The organism is Pseudomonas sp. GW458-11-26-14-LB4, from assembly GCF_059423925.1.
The window spans coordinates 127,177-150,817 of the sequence record NZ_JBWKYU010000003.1 but is presented as its reverse complement, the minus strand read 5'-3'; the positions used below and the strand labels follow the sequence as shown (position 1 = coordinate 150,817).

Genomic DNA, 23,641 nt, shown 5'->3' with positions numbered 1-23,641 from the left:
CCTTTGTTCGGTCAATAGCTGCTGATACGACCGTGTGGTCACTCAGAGGTTGCGTTTGTTTTGCCGTTTTCCTGGAGCGGCAGACAAACGCGAAACAGGGCGCCCTCGTTGATCTTGCTTTCGACGACGATGGAGCCGCCATGGGCGGCGACGATCTGCTCGGAAATGAACAGACCCAGCCCGAGGCCGGCCACCACCGTCTTGGCGGAGACCCGTTCGAACTGTTGAAAAATGCGTTTCTGGTTCTCCTCGCTGATGCCGATGCCCTGATCCTGAACTTCGACCCGAGCCTCATTGCCTTCGCGATAAACCCGAACCTGGATCGGACTTTTGCCGCCATAACGCAACGCGTTGGTCAACAGGTTCGACACCACCTGCTCGATACGGAATTCATCCCACTGCCCTTCCACCGGCTCGGTCGCGGTGAAGCTGACTTCGGTCTCGGCAGCTTCGATCTGCTGGGCGAAATTCTCCAGCAGAGTGCCCACCAGTTGCGCGAGATCGAAGCGACTCGGTCGGATCGACAGCTTGCCGGTGCGGATCCGCGACACGTCGAGCATGTCCTCGATCAGCCGGATCAGGCTTTTGATCTGGCGCTCGTCGCGGTCGACCATGGCGTGCATCTTGTCGAGGGTGAACGCGGCGGCGTTGTCCCGGGCCAGGTGCATCTTGCGCAGTTGGGTCTCGAGGATCAGGCCGTTGAGCGGCGTGCGCACTTCGTGGGCGACGATCGACATGAAATCGTCACGCATGCGCACCGCCTGCTCCAGTTCGCCCTGGGTGCTTTGCAGTTGCTGCAGCAGCGCTTCCTGTTCGCGACGACTCTGCTCCAGGGCTTCGACCTGTTGCTTCATCGCCTTGCTCTGGCGGTACAGGTCGACGAAGACGTTGACCTTGCTCTTCACCGCATGGATATCCAGCGGCTTGTGCAGGAAGTCCACAGCACCGCTTTCATAGCCTTTGAACGCGTAATTGAGTTCACGGCCGGCGGCGCTGACGAAGATGATCGGGATGTTTTTGGTTTTCTCGGTACCACGCATCAGCTCGGCCAGCTCGAAGCCGTTCATGCCGGGCATCTGCACGTCGAGGATGGCCATGGCGAATTCGTGTTGCAGCAGCAGCGACAGTGCTTCGTCCGCCGACAATGCTTTGTAGACGGTGCGATCCTCACGTTTGATCAGCGCTTCGAGGGCCAGCAGGTTCTCGGGCAGATCGTCGACGATCAGCAGTTTTGCCTGGATATTACTCAGCATGCGATTCGTTCCAGCTCGACAAGCAGACGGCCGATGCCGTGGATGGGAAGAATGTAATCCGGTTGATGCGTTTTCAGTGCCGCGCGAGGCATGGTGGCGACCTGCGCCTCGTCGGGGTCCTGCACGATGGTCAGGCCGCCCAGGCGTTTGACTTGCGCCAGGCCCCGTGCGCCATCGTGGTTGGCGCCGGTCAGCAACACGGCGGCCAGCGCCGGCCCGTAGGCATCGGCGGCGGATTCGAACAGAAAGTCGATCGAAGGCCGCGAATGATGCAGGCGGTCTTCAAGGCTCAGCGACAGGCTGAAATCCTGTTCTACCGACAAGTGATAACCCGGCGTCGCGAAATACACGGTGCCGGGGGTGATGTCCTGCTTGTCGATGGCCTCAGCGACCGGCAGCGCCACTCGCCGGGCAAACACCTCGGCGAGCTGGCTGCGGCGCTCTTCCGGCAAATGCAGGACGATGATGATCGGCAGTCCGAACCCGGCACGCAGTGAACCAAGCAAGGTCAGCAAAGCCTCAACGCCACCGGCGGAAGCTCCGACCACAATCGCCCCGACACGAGGCAAATCCGCTGCACTGTTCATGATTTACGGTAGATCCGTTCTTGTTTCACCAGCGGTTCGAACTGGTTGGAGTAGCCGGAAAAATCCAAAGTTTCCTTGCTGCCCAAGACCAGGAATCCACGGTGGCACAATGACTCATGGAACAACCCGAACGCTCGATCCTGAAGTTTTTTGTTGAAGTAAATCAACACGTTACGACACGAAATTAATTGAGTTTCGGAGAATACACTATCGGTGGCCAGGCTGTGATCGGCGAAGGTCACGTTCTCGCACAGGCTCTTGTCGAAAATCGCGTAGCCATAGGCTGCAGTGTAGTAGTCGGCGAACGAGCGCTGACCGCCGGCCTGCTGATAGTTGGCGGTGTATGCGCGCACGTTTTCCATCGAAAAGATCCCCTGCTTGGCCTTGTCCAGCGAGCGCGGGTTGATGTCGGTGGCGTAGATGATCGTGCGGTCGAGCAGGCCTTCTTCGCGCAGCAGGATCGCCATCGAGTAGACCTCCTCGCCGGTGCTGCAGCCGGCGATCCAGATCTTGATCGACGGATAGGTCTTGAGCAGCGGCACTACTTCCTGACGGATCGCCAGGAAGTGCGACGGATCGCGGAACATCTCGCTGACCGGGATCGTCAGCAACTGCAGCAACTGCATGAACGCCGTCGGGTCGTGCAGGACTTTCTCCTGCAAGGCCGAGATGGTCGCGCACTCGAACTGGCTCAGCGCGTGTTGCACCCGGCGCTTGATCGAGGCGCCGGAGTAATCGCGAAAGTCATAGCTGTACTTGAGATAAATCGCCTCAATCAACAGCCGCAGTTCGATTTCACTGTTTCGTTCAACGGGATTACTACGTTCCACTAAATGCGTTCCATCTTCGGCAACCACACGCGAATCAGCGAGAACAGGCGATCCAGGTCAATGGGCTTGGCCAGGTAATCATTGGCGCCCGCCTGCAGGCAGCGCTCCTGATCGTCCTTCATGGCCTTGGCCGTCACCGCGATGATCGGCAGCTTGCGCCAGCGCGGATCCTTGCGGATTTCCATGGTGGCTTCGAAACCATCCATTTCCGGCATCATCACGTCCATCAGCACCAGGTCGATGTCCTCGACTTCATTCAGTTTTTCAATCGCTTCACGGCCGTTACGGCCGATCACCACGACTGCACCCTTGGTTTCCAGCGCACTGGTCAGGGCGAAGATGTTGCGCACATCGTCGTCCACCAGCAGCACTTTGCGACCCTCGAAGACCTTGTCGCGGCTGCGGGCGGTCTTGAGCATCTTCTGCCGTTCATGGGACAACTGCGATTCGACTTTGTGCAGAAAGAGTGTGACCTCGTCCAGCAGGCGTTCCGGCGAGCGGGCGCCTTTGATGATGATCGAGCGCGAATACTTGCGCAGTTCGGCTTCTTCGTCGCGGGTCAGGTTGCGTCCTGTGTAGACAATGACCGGCGGGAACGAGCAGATATCCTCGGTCGACATGCGCTTGAGCAGGTCGTTGCCGAGCATGTCCGGCAGCTTCAGGTCGATGACCATGCAATCGAAGATCGTTGTGCGCAGCAGTTCCAGTGCGTCTTGCGCCAGGCCGACAGCAGTGATTTCGATGTCGTCATCACCGATCAGACGGGCGATGCTTTCGCGTTGCAGATCGTCGTCCTCCACCAGCAGCACGCGTTTGACCTTTTGGGTCAGCTTGGCCTCGAGACGGGCGAACACGTCCTTGAGCTCTTCGCGGGTAGTCGGCTTGACCGCATAACCGATGGCGCCCATGTGCATCGCCGCTTCGACGCGGTCTTCAACGGAAATCACGTGCACCGGGATGTGGCGGGTTTCGGCGTGTTCTTTCAGGCGTTGCAGAACGGTCAGGCCCGAATGATCCGGCAGGCGCATGTCCAGCAGGATCGCGTCCGGCACGAATTCTTTCGCCAGGTCGTAACCTTCATCGGCGCCGTGGGCGACCAGGCACTGATAGCCCAGTTCATGGGCCAGGTCGTAGAGGATGTGAGCGAAATTCGGCTCGTCTTCCACCACCAGAATGCAGCGGGTAGTGAACGGTGCCTTGTTGCGGTCGTCGTTGAAGCGCGGGATGTCTACGGGCGCCAAAGGCGAAACCGCTGCGACAGGCGCGATGACCGGCGCAGAGGCCGGCGGGCTGAAGGTCAGCGGTGCAACCGGCGTATCACCCGGTTCGTTGTATTGCTGCGGCAATACCAGCGTAAAGGCGCTGCCCTGCCCCGGCGCGCTGCTGACGCTGATCGCGCCACCCAGCAAGGTCGCCAGATCCCGGGAAATCGACAGGCCCAGGCCAGTGCCACCGTATTTGCGGTTGGTGGTGCCGTCGGCCTGGCGGAAGGCTTCGAAAATGCTTTCCTGCTGATCCTGCGCAATCCCGATCCCCGAGTCGCGCACAATGAAAGCGATGCGATCGTCCGCCTGACCGGCGATGGTCAGGCTGACCGTGCCCTGCTCGGTGAATTTTACGGCGTTGGACAACAGGTTCTTGATTATCTGTTCCAGACGCTGGCGGTCGGTGAACAGAGTGATGGGCGCATCGGGCTGCAATTCGACGGTGAACGTCAGTTTCTTGTCCGCCGCCAACGGTTCGAACACGCTGCGCAGGCCATCGGCCAGGCGCGCGACACTGGTGTTTTCCGGCATCACTTCGAGTTTGCCGGCTTCCACCTTGGAAATATCGAGAATGTCGTTGATCAGGTTGAGCAGATCGTTGCCGGCGGAATAGATCGATTCGGCAAATTTGACCTGCTCGGCACTGAGGTTGTCCTGCGGGTTTTCTGCCAGCAGCTTGGCCAGGATCAGCGAACTGTTGAGCGGCGTGCGCAGCTCGTGGGACATGTTGGCGAGGAATTCGGATTTGTACTTGCTCGAACGCTGCAGCTCTTCGGCGCGTTCTTCGAGTTGTGCCTGGGCCTGATTGAGCTCGGTGTTCTTCTGATCCATGGCGTCGCGCTGCTCGGCCAGGGTCTGGGCCTGTTCGGCCAGTTGCTCGTTGGTCTGTTCCAGCTCGATTTGCTGGGTTTCCAGATGCGCTTGGGATTCCTTGAGGATCCGCGACTGCTCTTCCAGTTCTTCGTTGGCGGTTTTCAGCTCTTCCTGCTGCACCTGCAACTCTTCGTTGAGCTGCTGGGTTTCGGCCAATACTTCCTGCAAACGTTGGCGATAACGCGCCGCTTCGATGGAGGTGCCGATGTTGCCGGCGATCAGTTCCAGCAGTGCAACATCGCGGTCGGTAAGCGGCCGCAGGAAACCCAGTTCGATCACGCCGTTGACCCGATCGTCATCGCTGGTCGGCACCACCAGCACGCTGTGCGGCAGACCTTCACCCAGACCGGAGCTGACCTTGAAATAGTCGGACGGCACCGAATCGAGACGAATCAGTCGCGCTTGTTGGGCAGACTGGCCGACAAGGCCTTCATCGCTGTAGATCGAATGATCCTGTTGCTCCTGCTCGCGGGAGAAACCATAAGTCGCCACGCGTTTCAGGCCGCCGTGTTCTTCGCGCACATACAGCGCGGCCACAGCGGTGCCAAGGTACTGGGCGCAGAACTGCAGAATGTTGCGTCCCAGCAGGTTGAGCGTCAGTTGCCCCAGCACTTGCTCGGCAAGCTGGGTCTGACCGTTGCGCAGCCAGGCTTGCTGCTCCAGACGATGGGCGCTGGCTTCCTGTGCGGCCAGGGTCGCGCCATAACTTTGGGACAGGGTGAGCAGATCGCGCCGGCCTACATAGGCCAGCAGACCGCTGATGCCGGCCACGAACAGCAGATAAAGGCTGATGCTCCAGATCGTGGTGCGGCGCACGTCTTCGTTGCGTGAAGCACGCAGCAACTGTTCGGTTTCAATTACATCTTCGAACTGTTTACGTATTTCGTCGGTCAGGCGCTTGCCCTTCCCCGCTTTGACCGCGGACTTGTAATCACCGCTCGCGCGTTGCAGATCGATCATCGACTGCGCATACGTCGCCCACTCGGTTTGCAGCGCCTGAAGACGACGCAGGCGGTCGGTTTGAGCCGGATTGTCGGCAGTCAGTTCAAGCAAGGTATTCAGTGCCACGGCGATGCGGGGCTTGGCCGTCTCGTACGGGTCGAGGAAGTGCTCGTCGCCGCTGAGCAGATACCCGCGCATGCCGGTTTCCAGATCCACGGTGAGTTTCACCGCTTCGTTGGCGTTATTGATCACCCGGTCGGTGTGCTCCACCCACTGAATCACGGACAACAAATAGGTGATCAATGAGATGAAAAACACCGCACTGATCACGCCGACGCCCAACGGCAAACTGACGTTGCGGCTCAAGAGTTTGCGAAACCGTTGCTCATCAACCGAAGACGGAGAGGACATGTGGCAGCCTTGTCGAACTGGTGAAAACCAGGGAGTTTGCCCCAAAACGGCACCATGGATCCATTTTTCTCACAGCTTTAGTACTGTTTTCCTACAATTGCCTGCGCCTAATCCAAGGCCAACGGTTATCCTTGCCCCCCCGTTTGCGCCTATTCTTTTTTGTATCCATTCGGGAACTTGTGGCTATGCGCCACTTACTCATGCAAGAGCCCGGCATTTTTGATCGACCGGTGCCCCGTCCCCCATTCTTGAGAGCCGCCATTATGTCCAGCCCTGTGTCCACCATCCTTGTAGTAGAAGACGATGCCATCGTGCGCATGCTGATCGTCGACGTGCTGGAGGAATTGGAGTTCAAGGTCCTGGAAGCGGACGGCAGCGAACAGGCGCTGGAAATCCTCAAGGACGTGAACCAGCACATCGACCTGATGATGACCGACGTCGGCCTGCCGATCATGGATGGCCGTAAACTGGCCACCGAAGCCCGCAACATTCGCCCCGCCCTGCCGATTCTGTTTGCCAGCGGTTATGCAGAAACGATTGAAGTACCGAAGGACATGCACGTAATCGGCAAGCCTTTTTCCATTGATCAACTGCGTGACAAGGTCAAATCCGTACTCGGGCAATCCTGAACGCGAGACTTCAATACCTGAATGACGCTGTCACGCGCCCTGCCGGTGGTCTTCTTGCTCGGTCTTGCCCGATGCATACCCAACAAAAACGGATCACCCGACACGTGGATTATGGTCTAATCCGCGCGCCTTTTTTCCGTCTCTTCGTTTCAGGAACCGTTTCTCATGAGTCAGCCCGCAACCAAAGTCCTCGTCATTGGTTACGTCTGGCCGGAACCTCGCTCCTCCGCTGCGAGCGGGCATGTGATGCAGATTCTCGAGACGTTCCTGCAACAGGGCTGGCAAATCACTTTTGCCAGCCCGGCCGGCACTGGCGAACACCGCGCCGACCTGACCGCGCTGGGCATCCGCGAAGTCCCGATCGAACTGAACAACAGCAGTTTCGACACATTCATCAGCGAACTGATGCCGGATATCGTGTTGTTCGACCAGTTCATGATCGAAGAGCAATTCGGCTGGCGCGTGGAGAAACATTGCCCCGATGCCCTGCGGGTACTGGAAACCTCGGACCTGCAAAGCTTGCGGCATGCACGGCATCAGCGGTTGAAGGACCGGCTGAAGCTCAGCGATGACGCCAACGACTTCGCTGAGCTATTTGCCCCGGCGCTGGCTGAAGAGTTCGAGCTGATGGCGGACACCGATCTGGCCAAACGCGAGATCGCCGCCCTGTATCGCTGCGACCTGAACCTGATGATCTCGCAGTTGGAAATCGAGTTGCTGGTGCAGCAGTTCAAGCTGCCGCCCGAGCTGTTGCACTGGTGTCCCTTGATGGTCGAGCCACCGAGTACGCCAGCGAAACCCTTCGAGGAGCGCGCGCATTTCCTCAGTATCGGCAACTTCCGTCACGCGCCGAACTGGGACGCCGTGTTGTGGATGAAATCCACCGTCTGGCCGCTGATCCGCGAGCAACTGCCAAAAGCCCAATTGCATCTGTACGGCGCCTACACGCCGCCCAAGGCAGCAGCACTGCACAATGCCGCGCAGGGTTTTCACATCATGAACTGGGCCGAGGATGCGTTGCAGGTCATGTCCGATGCGCGCATCTGCCTGGCGCCCTTGCGTTTTGGCGCCGGAATCAAGGGCAAATTGATTGATGCCATGCTCTGCGGCACACCGAGTGTCACCACGCCGATCGGGGCTGAAGGCATGCATACCGATCAGCCATGGCCGGGGGCGATCTGCCGCACCGCGCAGGATCTGGCCAATGCCGCAGTGAAGCTTTATAGCGATGACATTGCCTGGCAAGCGGCCCGGTCCCATGGGCAAACGCTACTCGAGGACGTGTATCAGCAAGAGATACATGGTCCGGCATTAATCAATAAACTGTTGGACTGCCGTAAAAATCTTGCCCAACTAAGAAGGAGCAATTTCACCGGCAGCATGCTGCGACATCATTCACATAAAAGTACGCAATACATGGCGCAGTGGATTGAAGCCAAAAACCTGAACAAGTAATTCACTCTCGAAATGTATAAACACAAGAGCCAATAAATTGCATCAATCCATCGTTGGCAAATAAACAAATTAAACACTATAAACATCCTGCCTTCACCACTCTCATCATTTGAAAGTGGTGCAATCAATCAACTAGTGCAGGATGCATACATGACCGACAACAACAACTTCGCCACCCATGACTGGATGGCGGCGACACCTTCCATCGATTCTCTTTCCATTTCTGAGTTGACGCTGCCAGGAACCCACAACGCCGGCAGCGACTGGCGCGCCGATTATCCAGTTTTCGGCCCACCCCGCCACTGGCTCGCCTGCCAGCATGATTCGTTCCACGCTCAGCTACACCATGGCGCAAGGGTGCTGGACATTCGCCTGATCTACGACTCCAAGGCAGAAGGCGTCGGCAAGTTTCGTGCTCACCATGGCGGGCACCGCAACTCCCGAACCCTGGGTAACCTGATCACCGACCTGGAAAGTTTCCTGAAACAAAACCCGGATGAGTTCATTGTTCTTGACTTCCATAGTCTGGATGGCAACGACTTCGATTATGTCTATTTCAATAACATGATGATTCACTTTCTCGGCCACCGTTTGATTCCGAGTCGAAATCTGAGTGCCAGCCTCGGCCAGCTTAAACAAATCAACAATGAGCAACGTATATTCGTTGCCGCCCGTTCGCACTGGCAACTGGATCGCAGCGTGTTCATCGATTACATCAACCATCAATGGTCGGGTAACGACCTGACCGGAATGGCGGAACTGAAGCAATTCATCGGCAATGTCCTGAAGTCCCCACCGGGCTCCTGGAAACCCTGGTCGTTGTCCGCCACCAGTTACACGGCGCTGGGCGGGCCGGTCGATATTCATAAGGAGTTGAACGAGTGGTTCGACCCGAACAACAGTGACTGGGCAATGAAGTGCAACGTGATCAACGTCGACTTCATCGAAGAGACCAACATCGTGTCGTTCTGCCGGGCAGTGAATCAGACGAAGGCGCACCTGCGCCCTGCTGATCGCCTACTGGCGTAACGGCCGCGCAAAGAGGCATGATCGCCGGGCGATAACAAAAAAAGCGTCCGACCATGACCCGAACAGCCCGCGTCACCGACCCTTCCTATGAACTGATGGATGACCACAACGGGTTATCCATCATCTATCGCCAGCATGGTTTCCCCTGCCCGCTGGTGCGCTGGCACTTTCACAAGGAATACGAGCTGCACCTGATCGTCGCCAGTTCGGGCAAGGTGTTCATCGGCGATTACATCGGCAACTTCTACCCGCAGACGCTGTTCCTGACCGGGCCCAATCTGCCGCACAACTGGATCAGCCAGGTGGCCGAAGACGAGGTGGTCGAGAAACGCGACATGCTGGTCAACTTCACCGATGAGTTGTTCGAAAGCGGTCATCAGGTGTTCGCCGAACTCAAGACCCTGGCGCCACTGCTTGAGCGTGCGCAGTACGGCATCGAATTCCGCTCCCCGCAGACAATCCGTCAGGCCATGACCCTGATGCAACGCATCGCCGATTCAACCGGCATCACCCGTCTCGGGCATTTTTTCATCCTGATGGAATTGCTGGCGGCCTGCGACGACTACCAACTGCTGTCCGGCGCAACCACCCCGCAACTGGCCGACGAGCACAACATCGACCGCACCAACCGCGCGGTGGATTACATCTTCGCCCACTACGCCCGCGAACTACCCCTTGAGGAGGTCGCCGAGCACCTGGGCATGAAACCCACCTATTTCAGCCGCGTGTTCAAGCAGGCGACCGGGCGCAACTTCATCGAATTCGTCAATCGCCTGCGCATCAGTAAATCCTGCGAGTTGCTGGCTGATGGCGACAAGCCGGTGACCGAAGTGTGCTTTGAGTCGGGCTTCAATAATATTTCCAATTTCAATCGGCGCTTTCAGCAGCTCAAAGGCATGACGCCTTCGCATTACCGGCGGCTGGTGGTGCAGCGCCTGACCGAGCAAAACCACGGCTGAGCAGGAAAATCTGTACGGTTTCGCGCCTCTCGCCCTGCTGAAACGCCCTTCCCTGCGTTTATCGCGCCAATCCAGAGTGCAAAAAAGTATCGATTCGAGTGCTAGGGATGATTTGTCAGCCCTGCGCCAGAAGGCTGTAATCAGTGCACATTCTTCCCCCGCCGGAAGAACACAAAAACAATAACTGTCCTTCTGCCCCCGCCGGGTGCAGAAAAGGAGTGCACGATGCAACCCACTGCAAAAGCTCTGCTGGCCCTCACCTGCATGACCCTCAGCAGCGTCAGCCTTGGCGCCCAGACCCTGACCATCGCCACCGTCAACAACAGCGACATGATCCGCATGCAAAAGCTCTCGAAAACCTTCGAGACCGAGCACCCGGACATCAAGCTCAATTGGGTGGTGCTGGAAGAAAACGTTCTGCGTCAGCGCCTGACCACCGACATCGCCACTCAGGGCGGTCAGTTCGACGTGTTGACCATCGGCATGTACGAAGCCGCACTCTGGGGTGCCAAGGGTTGGCTGGAGCCGATGAAGGATCTGCCGGCCAGCTACGCCCTCGATGACGTGTTCCCGTCCGTACGCGAAGGCCTGTCAGTCAAGGGTTCGCTGTACGCCCTGCCGTTTTACGCTGAAAGCTCGATCACCTACTACCGCACCGACCTGTTCAAGGACGCCGGCCTGACCATGCCGGAGCGTCCGACCTGGGAGCAGATCGCCGGCTTCGCCGAAAAGCTCACCCACAAGGACAAGGAGCAGTACGGCATCTGCCTGCGCGGCAAGGCCGGCTGGGGCGAGAACATGGCGCTGATCACCACCGTGGCCAACGCTTACGGCGCGCGCTGGTTCGATGAGCAGTGGAAACCCGAATTCAGCGGTCCGGAATGGAAAAACGCGCTGAATTTCTACGTCGACACCATGAAGAAATCCGGCCCGCCGGGTGCCTCCAGCAACGGTTTCAACGAAAACCTCGCCCTGTTCAACAGCGGCAAATGCGCAATGTGGGTCGACGCCAGCGTCGCCGGCTCGTTCGTCACCGACAAGACTCAAAGCAAGGTCGCCGATCATGTCGGCTTCACCTACGCGCCGCATCAGGTCACCGACAAAGGCTCGGCGTGGCTGTACTCGTGGGCACTGGCGATTCCGACCAGCTCCAAGGCCAAAGACGCTGCGAAGACCTTCAGCGCCTGGGCCACGTCCAAGGAATACGGCGAACTGGTCGCCAAGACCGACGGCATCGCCAACGTACCGCCGGGCACTCGCGCCTCGACCTACAGCGACGAGTACATGAGCGCCGCGCCGTTTGCCAAGGTCACGCTGGAATCGCTGAAAGCGGCCGACCCGAGCAAACCGACCCTCAAACCCGTGCCTTACATCGGCATTCAACTGGTGACCATTCCCGAGTTTCAGGGGATCGGCACTCAAGTCGGCAAGCTGTTCTCCGCCGCACTGATCGGCCAGACCACGGTCGACCAGGCGTTGACCGCTGCCCAGCAAACCACCGAACGCGAGATGAAGCGCGCGGGTTATCCGAAGTAACTCGCAAAGCTTGCTCCTGCCTCCTGTGGGAGCGGGCTTGCTCGCGAAAGCGGTGTATCAGTGAAACATTTTGTTGTCTGACACGACGCCTTCGCGAGCAAGTCGAATCGTCGCACCGTCGCTCCCACATGGGATCTCCATAGGTCTGTATGACTCGGTTGTAAACGCCATGAATACTTCAACTGCCAAAGCCCACATCGACCTATCGCAGCCCCGGCGCAAAAGCCGTGTGGCCAATCCCGGCTGGTTTCTGGTCAGCCCTTCGGTGGCCCTGTTGCTGCTGTGGATGATCGTGCCGCTGGGCATGACCGTCTATTTCTCGATGATCCGCTACAACCTGCTCGACCCGGGCACCAACGAATTTGTCGGGCTGGAAAACTTCACCTACTTCCTGACCGACTCCGGCTTCATGCCCGGCGCTACCAATACCTTGCTGCTGGTAGGCAGCGTGCTGCTGATCAGCGTGGTGTTCGGCGTATTGATCAGTGCGCTGCTGGAGGCCAGCGAGTTCTTCGGTCGCGGCATCGTGCGGGTGATGCTGATTTCGCCGTTCTTCATCATGCCCACGGTCGGTGCGCTGATCTGGAAGAACCTGATTTTCCACCCGGTGTCCGGGATCCTCGCCTACATCTGGAAACTGTTCGGCGCGCAACCGGTGGACTGGCTCGCTCACTACCCGCTGCTGTCGATCATCATCATTGTCTCGTGGCAATGGCTGCCCTTCGCGATCCTGATCCTGATGACCGCCATGCAGTCCCTCGACCAGGAACAGAAGGAAGCCGCCCGCCTCGACGGCGCCGGCCCGATCGCGATTTTCTGGCACCTGACTTTGCCGCACCTGGCACGGCCGATTGCCGTGGTCGTGATGATTGAAACCATCTTTCTGCTGTCAGTGTTCGCCGAAATCTTCACCACCACCAATGGCGGCCCCGGCTACGCGTCGACCAACCTCGCCTACCTGATCTACAACCAGGCGCTGGTGCAGTTCGACGTCGGAATGGCCTCGGCCGGCGGCCTGATCGCCGTGGTCATCGCCAACATCGCCGCGATCATTCTGGTGCGGATGATCGGCAAAAACCTGACTGACAAAGCCTGAGGCCTGCCATGACTCTTCAACAATCCCGCCGACTGCAAAGCCTGCTGCTCGGCACGCTGGCCTGGGCCATCGCGATCATCATTTTCTTCCCGATCTTCTGGATGGTGCTGACCAGTTTCAAGACCGAAATCGACGCCTTCGCCACGCCGCCGCAGTTCATCTTCACGCCGACGCTGGAGAATTACCTGCACATCAATGAGCGCAGCGACTACTTCAGTTTCGCCTGGAACTCGGTGGTGATTTCCTTCAGCGCCACGGCTCTGTGCCTGCTGATTGCGGTGCCGGCGGCCTACTCGATGGCGTTCTACGAAACCCAGCGCACCAAAGGCACGCTGCTGTGGATGCTTTCCACCAAGATGCTGCCGCCGGTGGGCGTGCTGATGCCGATCTACCTGCTGGCCAAGAGTTTCGGCCTGCTCGACACGCGCATTGCGCTGATCGTGATCTACACGCTGATCAACCTGCCGATCGTGGTCTGGATGGTTTACACCTACTTCAAGGACATCCCCAAGGACATCCTCGAAGCCGCCCGCCTCGACGGTGCCACCCTCGCCCAGGAAATGCTCCGCGTGCTGCTGCCGATCGCCAAGGGCGGCCTCGCCTCGACCGTGCTGCTGTCGCTGATCCTGTGCTGGAACGAGGCGTTCTGGTCGCTGAACCTGACCTCGTCCAAAGCCGCGCCGCTGACCGCGCTGATCGCCTCCTACTCAAGCCCTGAAGGATTGTTCTGGGCCAAGTTGTCGGCCGTCTCGACCCTGGCCTGCGCACCGATCCTGATCTTCGGCTGGATCAGCCAGAAACAACTGGTGCGCGGCCTGTCGTTCGGCGCCGTCAAATAAGAATTCGCAAAAGGAGCGCCATCATGGCCAACCTGAAAATCAAGAATCTGCAAAAAGGCTTCGAAGGTTTTTCCATCATCAAGGGCATCGACCTTGAGGTGAACGACAAGGAATTCGTGGTGTTCGTCGGCCCGTCGGGCTGCGGCAAATCCACCCTGCTGCGACTGATCGCCGGTCTTGAAGAAGTCAGCGGCGGCACCATCGAACTGGACGGACGAGACATCACCGAAGTCAGCCCGGCCAAACGTGATCTGGCGATGGTGTTCCAGACCTATGCGCTGTACCCGCACATGACCGTGAAGAAAAACATGTCGTTCGCCCTCGATCTGGCCGGCGTACCGAAGGCTGAAGTCGAGAAGAAAGTCGGCGAAGCTGCGCGCATTCTGGAACTGGGCCCGATGCTCGAACGCAAGCCGAAACAACTGTCCGGCGGCCAGCGTCAGCGTGTGGCCATCGGCCGGGCGATCGTGCGCAACCCGAAAATCTTCCTGTTCGACGAGCCACTGTCCAACCTCGACGCCGCCCTGCGGGTACAGATGCGTCTGGAACTGCTGCGCCTGCACAAAGATTTGAAAGCCACGATGATCTACGTGACCCACGATCAGGTCGAAGCCATGACCATGGCCGACAAGGTCGTGGTGCTCAATGGCGGCAAGATCGAGCAGGTCGGCTCGCCGCTGGAGCTGTATCACAACCCCGCCAACCTGTTCGTCGCCGGTTTCCTCGGCACGCCGAAAATGGGCTTCCTCAAAGGCCAGATCGTGCGGATCGATGGCGCGAGCTGCGAAGTCTCGCTGGAGGCCGGCACCCGCATCACCCTGCCGTTCAACGCGTCGAACCTGAGCGTCGGCAGCGCCGTGACCCTGGGCATTCGCCCGGAACATCTGGAGCTGGCACAAGCAGGCGACTGCACCCTGCAAGTCACCGCCGACGTCAGCGAGCGGCTGGGCAGCGACACTTTCTGCCACGTCAAGACCAACGCCGGCGAAGCCCTGACCATGCGCGTGCGCGGTGATCTGGCGAGCCGTTACGGCGAACAACTGAACCTGCACCTGGACGCTGCCCACTGCCATCTGTTCGATGCCGACGGCGTGGCGCTGACCCGCCCGCTGCGCGCGGCCGCCTGATTTCGAGACTGACCCGATGAAACTGAACAAGCAAAACCTCAACCGCCTGGCCGCCGAAGTGAAGCTTCCGGCCTACAGCCTCAGCGACACCCGCCAGGGCATTGCACACATTGGCGTCGGTGGTTTCCATCGCGCGCATCAGGCGTATTACACCGATGCGCTGATGAACACCGGTGAAGCGCTGGACTGGGCCATTTGCGGCGTCGGCCTGCGCGCCGAAGACCGCCGCGCCCGCGACGACCTCAATGAGCAGGATTACCTGTTCACCCTGTTCGAACTGGGCGACAGCGACGACACCGAAGTCCGCGTCATCGGCGCGATCCGCGACATGCTGCTGGCCGAGGACAGCGCCCAGGTGCTGATCGACAAGCTTGCGGATCCGCAGATCCGCATCGTCTCGCTGACCATCACTGAGGGCGGTTACTGCATCGACGACAGCAACGGCGAGTTCATGGCGCACCTGCCGCAGATTCAGCACGACCTGACCTACCCGCAACAGCCGAAAACCGTGTTCGGTTTCCTCTGTGCCGCACTGGCCCGACGGCGTGCGGCGGGCATTCCGGCATTCACCGTGATGTCCTGCGATAACCTGCCGCACAACGGCGCCGTCACCCGCAAGGCACTGCTGGCGTTCACCGCGCTGCTGGATCCGGACTTGCGCGAGTGGATCGACGCCAACGTCAGCTTCCCCAACGCCATGGTCGACCGCATCACGCCGATGACCAGCACCGCGCATCGCCTGCAACTGGCGGACAAACACGCCGTCGACGACGCCTGGCCTGTTGTGTGCGAACCGTTCGTGCAATGGGTGCTGGAGGACAAGTTCGTCAACGGCCGCCCGGCCTGGGAAAAGGTCGGCGTGCAGTTCACCGATGATGTTTCGCCCTACGAAGAGATGAAGATCAAACTGCTCAACGGCAGTCACCTGGCCCTGACTTATCTGGGCTTTTTGAAGGGTTACCGCTTCGTTCACGAGACCATGAACGACCCGCTGTTCGTGCGCTACATGCGCGCCTATATGGACCTGGACGTGACCCCGCAACTGGCGCCGGTGCCGGGGATCGACCTGACCGAGTACAAGGACACGCTGGTGGCGCGGTTTTCCAATCAGGCGATTGCCGATCAGCTTGAGCGGGTTTGTTCGGATGGGTCGTCGAAGTTTCCCAAGTTCACTATTCCGACGATCAATCGGTTGATTGCCGATGGGCAGGAGACCAAACGGGCAGCGTTGGTGGTGGCGGCCTGGGCGCTTTACTTGAAGGGTGTGGATGAGAATGGTGACACTTATTCGATTCCGGATCCTCGGGCGGCGTTTTGTCAGGGGTTGGTGGCAGAGGATGCCTTGATCACTGAGCGGTTGTTGGGGGTTGAAGAAATCTTCGGTACGGCGATACCGCGTTCGCCAGAGTTTGTTGCGGCGTTTGAGTGGTGCCTGAATAGCTTGCGTGAAGAAGGCGTCACTCGGACTCTCGAGCGTATTCTGGCCTGAAAAGCCCCTCACCCCAGCCCTCTCCCGGAGGGAGAGGGAGCCGACTGAGGTGTTTATTCGAGCTACATCGACCTGAAAGTCCGGAGCCGAACTCAGGAATTGAAACCTACACAAATCTGCTCCCTTTCCCCCTCTCCCCTCTGGGGAGAGGGTTGGGGTGAGGGGTGGCTTTAGAAGTCGCCAAAAAACCAACAGGTTCACACCATGCACAAACAACAACTATTCCTCGGCATCGACTGCGGCACCCAAGGCACCAAAGCCATCATCCTCGACGCTGTCAGCGGTCAGGTTCTCGGCCAGGGCGCCGCCGCCCACACGATGATCAGCGGCGCCAACGGCCGTCGCGAGCAAGACACCGCGCAATGGCTGGAAGCCTTCGCCCTCGCTACCCGCCGCGCTTTATTGGCGGCAAATGTCGACGGCCAGTCGATCCAGGGCATTGGCGTTTCCGGCCAGCAACACGGCCTGGTGCTGCTCGACGATCAAGGCCAGGTCCTGCGCCCGGCCAAGCTTTGGTGCGACACCGAAACCACACCTGAAAACGATCGCCTGCTGACTCACCTGGGCGGTGAACAAGGCTCGCTGGAACGCCTTGGCGTGGTCATCGCGCCGGGCTACACCGTCTCCAAACTGCTGTGGACCAAGGAACAACATCCGGACGCGTTCTCGCGCATCGCGCGAGTTCTGCTGCCCCACGACTACCTGAATTTCTGGCTCACCGGTCGTGCATGCAGCGAATACGGCGATGCGTCCGGCACCGGCTATTTCAACGTGCGCACCCGTCAATGGGATCTGCAGCTGCTGCGCGACATCGACGCCAGCGGTCGTCTGCAATCCGCGCTGCCAGAGCTGATCGATGCCCATCAAACGGTCGGCACAATTCTGCCGGCGGTCGCCGAACAACTGGGCATCAACCCCAACGCACTGGTGTCCAGCGGTGGCGGCGACAACATGATGGGCGCCATCGGCACCGGCAATATTCAGCCGGGGGCGATCACCATGAGCCTCGGTTCTTCCGGCACGGTGTACGCCTACGCCGAGGCACCGAAGGTCAGCCTGGACGCGTCGGTCGCGACCTTCTGTTCGTCAAGCGGCGGCTGGCTGCCGTTGATCTGCACCATGAACCTGACCAACGCCACCGGCGCGATCCGCGAACTGTTCAACCTCGATCTCGACGCCTTCAATGCCTTGGTGGACCAGGCCCCGATCGGCGCAGAAGGCGTAAGCATGTTGCCGTTCCTCAACGGCGAACGCGTGCCGCCCCTGCCCCACGCCACCGGCAGCCTGCACGGCCTGACGATCGATAACCTGACCCAGGCCAATCTGTGCCGCGCCGCCGTCGAGGGCACCACCTTCGGCCTGCGTTATGGACTGGATCTGCTACGCCAGAATGGTTTACAAAGCCGCAGCATTTGCCTGATCGGCGGCGGTTCGAAAAGCGCGGTGTGGCGGCAGATCGTCGCCGACATCATGAACACCCCGGTGATCTGCACCGAGCAGAGCGAAGCCGCCGCCCTTGGCGCGGCGATTCAGGCGGCGTGGTGCAAGTCGTGGTCGAACGGCCACGAAGACACCCTGGCCGATCTGTGCCAGCGCTGCGTGAAGCTCGACCTGAACAGTGAAACCCTGCCGGTTGCCGCGAATGTTGCGGCGTTCCAGCAGGCCTATGAACGCTATCGACTGCATGTCGCAACCTTATAAAGAGCAAACAACTATGTACCTGGTGTGTGGCGAAGCGCTGTTCGATTTCTTCAGCGAAGACGATGCCGGCGGGCAGGCATCGAAAGTCAATTTCAAGGCGATTGCCGGTGGTTCACCGTTCAACGTGGCGGTGGGTTTGCGCCGACTGGGCGTGGATTCGGCGCTGTTTGGCGGGTTGTCCACCGACTACCTCGGCCGGCGCTTGCAGCAAGTGCTGCAGGATGAATGCGTACGCCCGGATTACCTGGTGGATTTCGCCGCGCCGACCACCCTGGCGATGGTCGCGGTGGGCGCCAATGGCTCGCCGCATTACAGCTTCCGTGGCGAGGGTTGCGCCGACCGCCAGTTGAGCCTGGCGCACCTGCCGACGCTGGACCCTGAAGTGCGCGGCTTGCACCTCGGTTCCTTCTCACTGGTGGTGCAGCCGATTGCCGATACCTTGCTTGCGCTGGTGCAGCGTGAAAGCGGCAAACGCCTGATCAGCCTCGACCCGAACGTGCGCCTCAATCCCGAGCCGAACATCGACCTGTGGCGCGAACGAATCGCTACGCTGGTGCCGTTGGCGGACTTGATCAAAGTCAGCGACGAAGACTTGAGCCTGCTGTACCCCGAACAAGATCCGGCGCGCGTCATCGAAGGCTGGTTGCAGCATCGCTGCCAGGTCGTTTTCCTGACCCGTGGCGGTGAAGGCGCGACCGTGTTCAGTCGCGCTCACGGTTCATGGTCGGTACCGGCAACCTCGGTGAAGATTGCCGATACCGTCGGCGCCGGCGATACCTTCCAGGCCGCGCTGATCACCTGGCTGACCGAGCATGAGCTGGATTCGGTGGAAGGCGTTCAGCACCTCAGCCGCGAGCAGATCGACGGCATGCTCAGGTTTGCCGTACAGGCCGCCGCCCTTACATGCAGTAAAACAGGTCCGGATTTGCCTTATCGCCACCAGTTGACCTGACCGCGTAGACTGGCGCCCTTTTTTGCACGACGGGATGACGGCTTTTGAATTCGCGGCGCACGGTTGGACTGTTGGTATTGGCGGCACTGTTGAGCGGTTGCGGAACATCGCCGCCGCGTTCGCCGGAAAACCTCTGCGAGATTTTCCGCGAAAAGAGTGATTGGTACGACGCGGCGCAAGTCACGCAAAAGCGCTGGGGCGTACCGATCCAGGTGCCGTTCGCGATCATGTATCAGGAGTCCGGCTACCGCTACGACGCCAAGACGCCGCGCAAATACCTGTTGTGGGTGATCCCATGGGGTCGCGTCACGACAGCCTCGGGTTATGCGCAGGCCAAGGATGAAGTCTGGTCCGACTACCAGAAAAGCACCGGCCGATATGGCGCCGACCGCGAGGACTTCGACGACGCCATCGACTTCGTCGGCTGGTACATGGACAAGACCACCTCGATCAACGGCGTGTACAAGTACGACGCCTACAACCAATACCTCAATTACCACGAAGGCTGGGGCGGTTTCCGCCAGAAGACTTATGCCAGCAAGGCGTGGCTGATGCCGGTGGCGCGCAAGGTGCAGAACCGCTCGGACATGTACGGTCAGCAATACGCGGCGTGCAAGGATGATCTGAATCGCGGGTTCTGGAGCCGGTTCTGGCATTGGCTCTGACTCTCGGTGCTCTTTAGGACGCCTTCGCTGGCAAGCCAGCTCCCACAGGGATCTACGGTAACCACAACTTTAGAGAACGACGTAGATCCTGTGGGAGCGGGCTTGCCCGCGAAGGCGTCAGTTCAGACACCGCCGGCCTATGGGTTACAACACCGAAAAGTTATAACTCACAATCAAACGGGTCTCATCCACATCCCGGGCAAACTTCTCGTAGTTGGTGCGGTAAGTCGCATTACGCAACCGCAGGCTGACATCCTTGAACGTCCCGGTCTGGATCACGTACTTCAGCTCGCTGTCACGTTCCCACTCTTTGCCTTCCTGATCGCTCCCCGGAACCTTGATATGGTCGCCGTTCACATAACGGGTCAGGAAGCTCAGGCCGTTGATGCCGATCGCCTTGAAGTCATAGTCATAACGCAGCTGCCAGGAACGCTCCTGGGCAGCGGCGAAGTCGTTGACCTGCACGTAGTTCACCAGATACGGGTTGCTGCCATCCAGATACGGCATCGAGTTGTCACCGTTCATGCGTTGCCAACCGGCACTGAAGGTATGACCGCTGAAGCCGTAAGACAGCATGCCGCTCAACGCGCGGTTGTCGATTGAGCCCGCTTTCGCATCGCCGCTGTCGGCGCTTTTCAGCAAACGCAGATCGGCTTTCAACACACCGTCACCCAGCGGCTGATTGGCCAACAGACCCACGAAGTGCTGGCGATAGATGTCTTCCAGTTCGGCGTAGTGATACTGCGCGGTCAGGCGATCGTTGATCTTGTAGTCGAAGCCGTACATGTCGAAATGATCGGCGGTGGTGTTGCACGCATAACGCTTGTTCTTGCAGTGCACGCGTATTTCTTGCGAATCGGTCGAGTCCCGGGCGGTGTAGTTGTCCAGACGCGCGGCCATGAAGGTCAGGTTCTTCACCTCTTTGGAGGTCAGCATCGCACCGTTGAACATGGTCGGCAGCAGGCGGCCGTCGTTGTACTTGAGCAGCGGCAGATCCGGCAGCAGCGCGCCGTACTTCAGCACCGTATCCGAGACTTTGACCTTGGCGGTCAGGCCCATTTTTGCGTACTGACCTTTCGAACCGCGCGGGTTGTCGCCGCTGGACGGCAGCAGGCCGCTGTTGCTGCGATCCGGGCTGGAATCGAGCTGGAAACCCGCCATGCCCAGCGCATCGATCCCGAAACCCACGGTGCCTTCGGTGTAGCCCGATTGCAGATTGAGAATGAAACCCTGCGCCGACTCTTCGCGCTTGGACGCGCCCTGATCACTGGAGGTGTGCCCGTCACGGAAATCGCGGTTGAAGTACACCGTGCGCGATTCGATCTTCGCCGTGGTGTCTTCGAAAAAACCGCTGGCCTGGACCTGTGCGGTAAAACCGGCGCACAGCACAAAGGCTCCGAAGCCAAGCGACTGGCGCGGGGTGATGAGGGAAAATGGGGGACGCATTGAAAACTCCAACAGAACAACGATTGCGCAGAGGCGCAAACAACCAGAAATAGCTCCCGTCCCAGGTCGATAAAGAACCGGGAGGCAGTGAACACGCGGGGTGAGCGGCAATGATGGCAGATGGCTTTGACGTGCTACAGGCGACTTTAGTCTGAAACTGACTGGTTGTTCCAGGACGCGGTATTCGGCGTTCGCGACAGATTGGTTCGTCCGCAAGTGCCTGTTTTACTGGGCCAAACCGTGGGCCTAAGGGTTTTCCCTATGGGTTCTGACCACTGCCTCTACGGCATTTGCGCCTTGAACGAGGCGATTTAATCCTGCACCATCCGCCCACGCTAATCCAAAGGACGGAAATCAAGGCATGCTGGACGCCAACGCTACCCACATTACCCTCACGCTCGAAGGCGCTTCCGCCGACCTGCAAGTCCTCAGCTTCACCGGTCGCGAAGCCCTCAACGAGCCGTTCCGTTTCGACATCGAACTGGTCAGCGCCCGCCCCGACCTCAAACTTGAAGAACTCCTGCACAAGCCCGGCTGCCTGACCTTCGGCGCCACCGGCGAGGGCAAGATTCATGGTCTGGTGTATCGCATCGAGCAAGGCGATTCCGGCAAGACCCTGACCCGTTACAGCATCAGTCTGGTACCGCAACTGGCCTACCTGCGGCACAACCATGACCAGCAGATCTTCCAGCAACTGACGGTGCCGAAGATCATTGCCCAGGTTCTGGAAGATCGCGGCATTCTGGCCGACGCCTACAGCTTCCAGCTCGGCGCCGAATACCCGGAACGCGACTACTGCGTGCAGTACGACGAGTCCGACCTGCATTTCATCCAGCGCTTGTGCGAAGAGGAAGGCATCCACTTCCACTTCCAGCACAGCAGCAGCGGCCACAAACTGGTGTTCGGCGACGACCAAACCGTGTTCCGCAAACTGAAACCGGTCAACTACCAGCAAGACTCCGGCATGACCGCCGACAAACCGGTGATCAAGCGCTTCAACCTGCGTCTGGAAACCCGCACCAGCCGCGTCAGCCGCCGCGATTACGATTTCGAGAAACCAAAGATCCTGCCCGAAGGCGCGGCCAAATCCGCGTTCATGCCGGACCTGGAAGACTACGACTACCCCGGCCGTTTCACCACGCGCGAGCGCGGCAAGTTCCTCTCGACCCGAGCGCTGGAGCGCCACCGCAGCGACTACAAACTCGCCGAAGGCAAGGGTGACGAACCGACCCTGACGACCGGCCATTTCATGACCCTGGCCGAACACCCGCGCGCCGAATGGAACGATATGTGGCTGCTGCTGGAAATCTTCCACGAAGGCAAACAGCCGCAAGTGCTGGGCGAAAACGTCACCAGCGACGTCACCGACAACAAGAGCGATTTCCACCAGGGCTACCGCAACAGCTTCGTGGCCACCCCGTGGGACGCCCACTACCGCCCTGCCCTCGAACACCCGAAACCGAAAGTCCTCGGCAGCCAGACCGCCATCGTCACCGGCCCTGGCGGTGAAGAAATCCACTGCGACCAGTACGGCCGCGTGAAGGTGCAATTCCACTGGGACCGCGACGGCCAGGCCGACGACAAGACCACCTGCTGGCTGCGCGTCGCCAGCGGCTGGGCCGGCGCAGCCTATGGCGGCATCGCCATTCCACGGATTGGCATGGAAGTATTGGTGACATTCCTCGAAGGCGACCCCGACCAACCGCTGGTCACCGGCTGCCTGTACCACAAGGAAAACGTCGTCCCTTACGACTTGCCGGCGAACAAGACCCGCAGCACCTTCAAGACCCTGAGTTCACCGGGCGGCAAGGGCTACAACGAGTTCCGCATCGAAGACAAGAAAGGCGTGGAACAGATCTACATCCACGCCCAGCGCGACTGGGACGAAAACATCGAGCACGACCAGAAGATCCGCGTCGGCAACGAACGGCATGACACCGTCGAGGCCAATGTTTTAAGTGAATTCAAGGTCGAGGAACACCGCATCACCCACCTAGACCGCAAGAGCGAAATGCGCGCCAACGACCACCTGACCGTGGGCGTGACACAGCATGTGAAGGTCGGCACCGGTCAGTTCGTGGAAGCGGGCACGGAGATTCACTACCACGCCGGCGACAAGGTCGTGATCGAGGGTGGCATGGAACTCACGGCCAAGGCTGGCGGCAGTTTCGTCAAGGTTGATGCCGGTGGTGTGACCATCAGCGGTGCCGAGGTGAAGGCCAACACCGGCGGTGCTCCAGGGGTAGGTACTGGGATCAATATCTTGGCCCCCGTCATTCCCATTGCTGCCGCCATCGGAAGTGTTGGGCAGCTTTTAGAGCGAAAAATCGTTCCAGAGAAAACCGAACACGACCTGGACTTCCTTGTAACCAGCCAAGAGACAGGGTTACCACTGAAGAACTTCCCCTACGTGATTAAGACCTCCTCCGGCAAAAGCATTGTCGGTCGAACGAACGATGAGGGAAGAACAGCAAAAATCTCTAGCACGGAAGCGGAAACGGCCGTCATTGAAGTCTATGACGATATTCCGCCTATTAACCCTGGATGGGACGATTGA

The 23,641-nt window shown here is 59.3% G+C and carries 18 protein-coding genes; 13 read left to right on the top strand and 5 right to left on the bottom strand.

What is annotated here, in order from left to right:
* Window positions 1-38: 38 nt before the first annotated feature.
* Genes AC07XZ_RS05790 through AC07XZ_RS05775 form a run of 4 tightly spaced genes read right to left on the bottom strand, consistent with a single transcriptional unit; the run spans window position 39 to window position 6,161 of the window.
* Window positions 39-1,253, bottom strand: coding sequence for a hybrid sensor histidine kinase/response regulator (locus AC07XZ_RS05790; protein WP_085603811.1), 1,215 nt, complete (start codon window positions 1,251-1,253; stop codon window positions 39-41).
* On the bottom strand, window positions 1,247-1,840 hold the full coding sequence (locus AC07XZ_RS05785; RefSeq protein ID WP_102686208.1) for a chemotaxis protein CheB: 594 nt from the start codon (window positions 1,838-1,840) through the stop codon (window positions 1,247-1,249). Before AC07XZ_RS05785 ends, AC07XZ_RS05790 begins: the two co-directional genes overlap by 7 nt.
* Window positions 1,837-2,670: a CheR family methyltransferase gene (locus AC07XZ_RS05780; RefSeq protein WP_085603817.1), complete on the bottom strand. Its 834-nt coding sequence runs from the start codon at window positions 2,668-2,670 to the stop codon at window positions 1,837-1,839. The genes AC07XZ_RS05785 and AC07XZ_RS05780 overlap by 4 nt, the downstream gene beginning before the upstream one ends.
* Window positions 2,670-6,161 carry a response regulator gene (locus AC07XZ_RS05775; protein WP_102686209.1) on the bottom strand — a complete coding sequence of 1,164 codons (3,492 nt, stop codon included), beginning with the start codon at window positions 6,159-6,161 and terminating at the stop codon, window positions 2,670-2,672. Before AC07XZ_RS05775 ends, AC07XZ_RS05780 begins: the two co-directional genes overlap by 1 nt.
* A 263-nt stretch (window positions 6,162-6,424) precedes the next feature.
* On the opposite strand from AC07XZ_RS05775, the gene AC07XZ_RS05770 reads away from it, so the two are divergent.
* The 12 genes from AC07XZ_RS05770 to AC07XZ_RS05715 all read left to right on the top strand — a co-directional run bounded on the left by AC07XZ_RS05770 (window position 6,425) and on the right by AC07XZ_RS05715 (window position 19,638).
* Window positions 6,425-6,790 (top strand): response regulator, encoded by a 366-nt coding sequence (locus AC07XZ_RS05770; RefSeq protein ID WP_102686210.1) that lies wholly within the window; start codon window positions 6,425-6,427, stop codon window positions 6,788-6,790.
* Window positions 6,791-6,955: 165 nt separating this feature from the next.
* Window positions 6,956-8,245: a glycosyltransferase gene (locus tag AC07XZ_RS05765; RefSeq protein WP_102686211.1), complete on the top strand. Its 1,290-nt coding sequence runs from the start codon at window positions 6,956-6,958 to the stop codon at window positions 8,243-8,245.
* A 150-nt stretch (window positions 8,246-8,395) separates the two neighbouring features.
* Window positions 8,396-9,274 (top strand): PI-PLC domain-containing protein, encoded by an 879-nt coding sequence (locus AC07XZ_RS05760; RefSeq protein WP_102686212.1) that lies wholly within the window; start codon window positions 8,396-8,398, stop codon window positions 9,272-9,274.
* 53 nt (window positions 9,275-9,327) lie between these two features.
* Complete coding sequence (locus AC07XZ_RS05755; RefSeq protein ID WP_011334055.1) at window positions 9,328-10,233, top strand: AraC family transcriptional regulator; 906 nt, start codon at window positions 9,328-9,330, stop codon at window positions 10,231-10,233.
* 225 nt (window positions 10,234-10,458) lie between these two features.
* A complete protein-coding gene (locus tag AC07XZ_RS05750) occupies window positions 10,459-11,769 on the top strand; it encodes an ABC transporter substrate-binding protein (RefSeq protein ID WP_102686213.1) in 1,311 nt (436 codons plus the stop codon).
* 169 nt (window positions 11,770-11,938) lie between these two features.
* Window positions 11,939-12,865, top strand: a complete 927-nt coding sequence (locus AC07XZ_RS05745) for a carbohydrate ABC transporter permease (protein WP_039768250.1) — start codon at window positions 11,939-11,941, stop codon at window positions 12,863-12,865.
* Between the two features lie 8 nt (window positions 12,866-12,873).
* On the top strand, window positions 12,874-13,704 hold the full coding sequence (locus tag AC07XZ_RS05740) for a carbohydrate ABC transporter permease (protein ID WP_007957423.1): 831 nt from the start codon (window positions 12,874-12,876) through the stop codon (window positions 13,702-13,704).
* A gap of 23 nt (window positions 13,705-13,727) precedes the next feature.
* Window positions 13,728-14,831, top strand: a complete 1,104-nt coding sequence (locus AC07XZ_RS05735; protein WP_102686214.1) for an ABC transporter ATP-binding protein — start codon at window positions 13,728-13,730, stop codon at window positions 14,829-14,831.
* A gap of 16 nt (window positions 14,832-14,847) precedes the next feature.
* Window positions 14,848-16,320 carry a mannitol dehydrogenase family protein gene (locus AC07XZ_RS05730; RefSeq protein ID WP_102686215.1) on the top strand — a complete coding sequence of 491 codons (1,473 nt, stop codon included), beginning with the start codon at window positions 14,848-14,850 and terminating at the stop codon, window positions 16,318-16,320.
* A 204-nt stretch (window positions 16,321-16,524) separates the two neighbouring features.
* A complete protein-coding gene (gene xylB / locus AC07XZ_RS05725; protein WP_102686216.1) occupies window positions 16,525-18,021 on the top strand; it encodes a xylulokinase in 1,497 nt (498 codons plus the stop codon).
* 13 nt (window positions 18,022-18,034) lie between these two features.
* Window positions 18,035-18,973 (top strand): carbohydrate kinase family protein, encoded by a 939-nt coding sequence (locus tag AC07XZ_RS05720; RefSeq protein ID WP_102686217.1) that lies wholly within the window; start codon window positions 18,035-18,037, stop codon window positions 18,971-18,973.
* A gap of 44 nt (window positions 18,974-19,017) precedes the next feature.
* The gene (locus AC07XZ_RS05715; RefSeq protein ID WP_102686218.1) at window positions 19,018-19,638 is read left to right on the top strand and encodes a transglycosylase SLT domain-containing protein; all 621 of its coding nucleotides are present in this window, start codon (window positions 19,018-19,020) and stop codon (window positions 19,636-19,638) included.
* Between the two features lie 144 nt (window positions 19,639-19,782).
* Here the strand turns inward: AC07XZ_RS05715 and AC07XZ_RS05710 are convergent, their stop codons facing one another.
* Window positions 19,783-21,084 (bottom strand): OprD family porin, encoded by a 1,302-nt coding sequence (locus AC07XZ_RS05710; RefSeq protein WP_102686219.1) that lies wholly within the window; start codon window positions 21,082-21,084, stop codon window positions 19,783-19,785.
* 361 nt (window positions 21,085-21,445) lie between these two features.
* Between AC07XZ_RS05710 and AC07XZ_RS05705 the strand changes: the two genes are divergently transcribed.
* The gene (locus tag AC07XZ_RS05705) at window positions 21,446-23,641 is read left to right on the top strand and encodes a type VI secretion system Vgr family protein (RefSeq protein ID WP_102686220.1); all 2,196 of its coding nucleotides are present in this window, start codon (window positions 21,446-21,448) and stop codon (window positions 23,639-23,641) included.

Coding starts and splice junctions, on each gene's coding strand:
- AC07XZ_RS05790 (WP_085603811.1), bottom strand. CDS start 1,253: ATGCTGAGTAATATCCAGGCAAAACTGCTGATCGTCGACGATCTGCCC.
- AC07XZ_RS05785 (WP_102686208.1), bottom strand. CDS start 1,840: ATGAACAGTGCAGCGGATTTGCCTCGTGTCGGGGCGATTGTGGTCGGA.
- AC07XZ_RS05775 (WP_102686209.1), bottom strand. CDS start 6,161: ATGTCCTCTCCGTCTTCGGTTGATGAGCAACGGTTTCGCAAACTCTTG.
- AC07XZ_RS05770 (WP_102686210.1), top strand. CDS start 6,425: ATGTCCAGCCCTGTGTCCACCATCCTTGTAGTAGAAGACGATGCCATC.
- AC07XZ_RS05765 (WP_102686211.1), top strand. CDS start 6,956: ATGAGTCAGCCCGCAACCAAAGTCCTCGTCATTGGTTACGTCTGGCCG.
- AC07XZ_RS05760 (WP_102686212.1), top strand. CDS start 8,396: ATGACCGACAACAACAACTTCGCCACCCATGACTGGATGGCGGCGACA.
- AC07XZ_RS05755 (WP_011334055.1), top strand. CDS start 9,328: ATGACCCGAACAGCCCGCGTCACCGACCCTTCCTATGAACTGATGGAT.
- AC07XZ_RS05750 (WP_102686213.1), top strand. CDS start 10,459: ATGCAACCCACTGCAAAAGCTCTGCTGGCCCTCACCTGCATGACCCTC.
- AC07XZ_RS05745 (WP_039768250.1), top strand. CDS start 11,939: ATGAATACTTCAACTGCCAAAGCCCACATCGACCTATCGCAGCCCCGG.
- AC07XZ_RS05740 (WP_007957423.1), top strand. CDS start 12,874: ATGACTCTTCAACAATCCCGCCGACTGCAAAGCCTGCTGCTCGGCACG.
- AC07XZ_RS05735 (WP_102686214.1), top strand. CDS start 13,728: ATGGCCAACCTGAAAATCAAGAATCTGCAAAAAGGCTTCGAAGGTTTT.
- AC07XZ_RS05730 (WP_102686215.1), top strand. CDS start 14,848: ATGAAACTGAACAAGCAAAACCTCAACCGCCTGGCCGCCGAAGTGAAG.
- xylB (WP_102686216.1), top strand. CDS start 16,525: ATGCACAAACAACAACTATTCCTCGGCATCGACTGCGGCACCCAAGGC.
- AC07XZ_RS05720 (WP_102686217.1), top strand. CDS start 18,035: ATGTACCTGGTGTGTGGCGAAGCGCTGTTCGATTTCTTCAGCGAAGAC.
- AC07XZ_RS05710 (WP_102686219.1), bottom strand. CDS start 21,084: ATGCGTCCCCCATTTTCCCTCATCACCCCGCGCCAGTCGCTTGGCTTC.
- AC07XZ_RS05705 (WP_102686220.1), top strand. CDS start 21,446: ATGCTGGACGCCAACGCTACCCACATTACCCTCACGCTCGAAGGCGCT.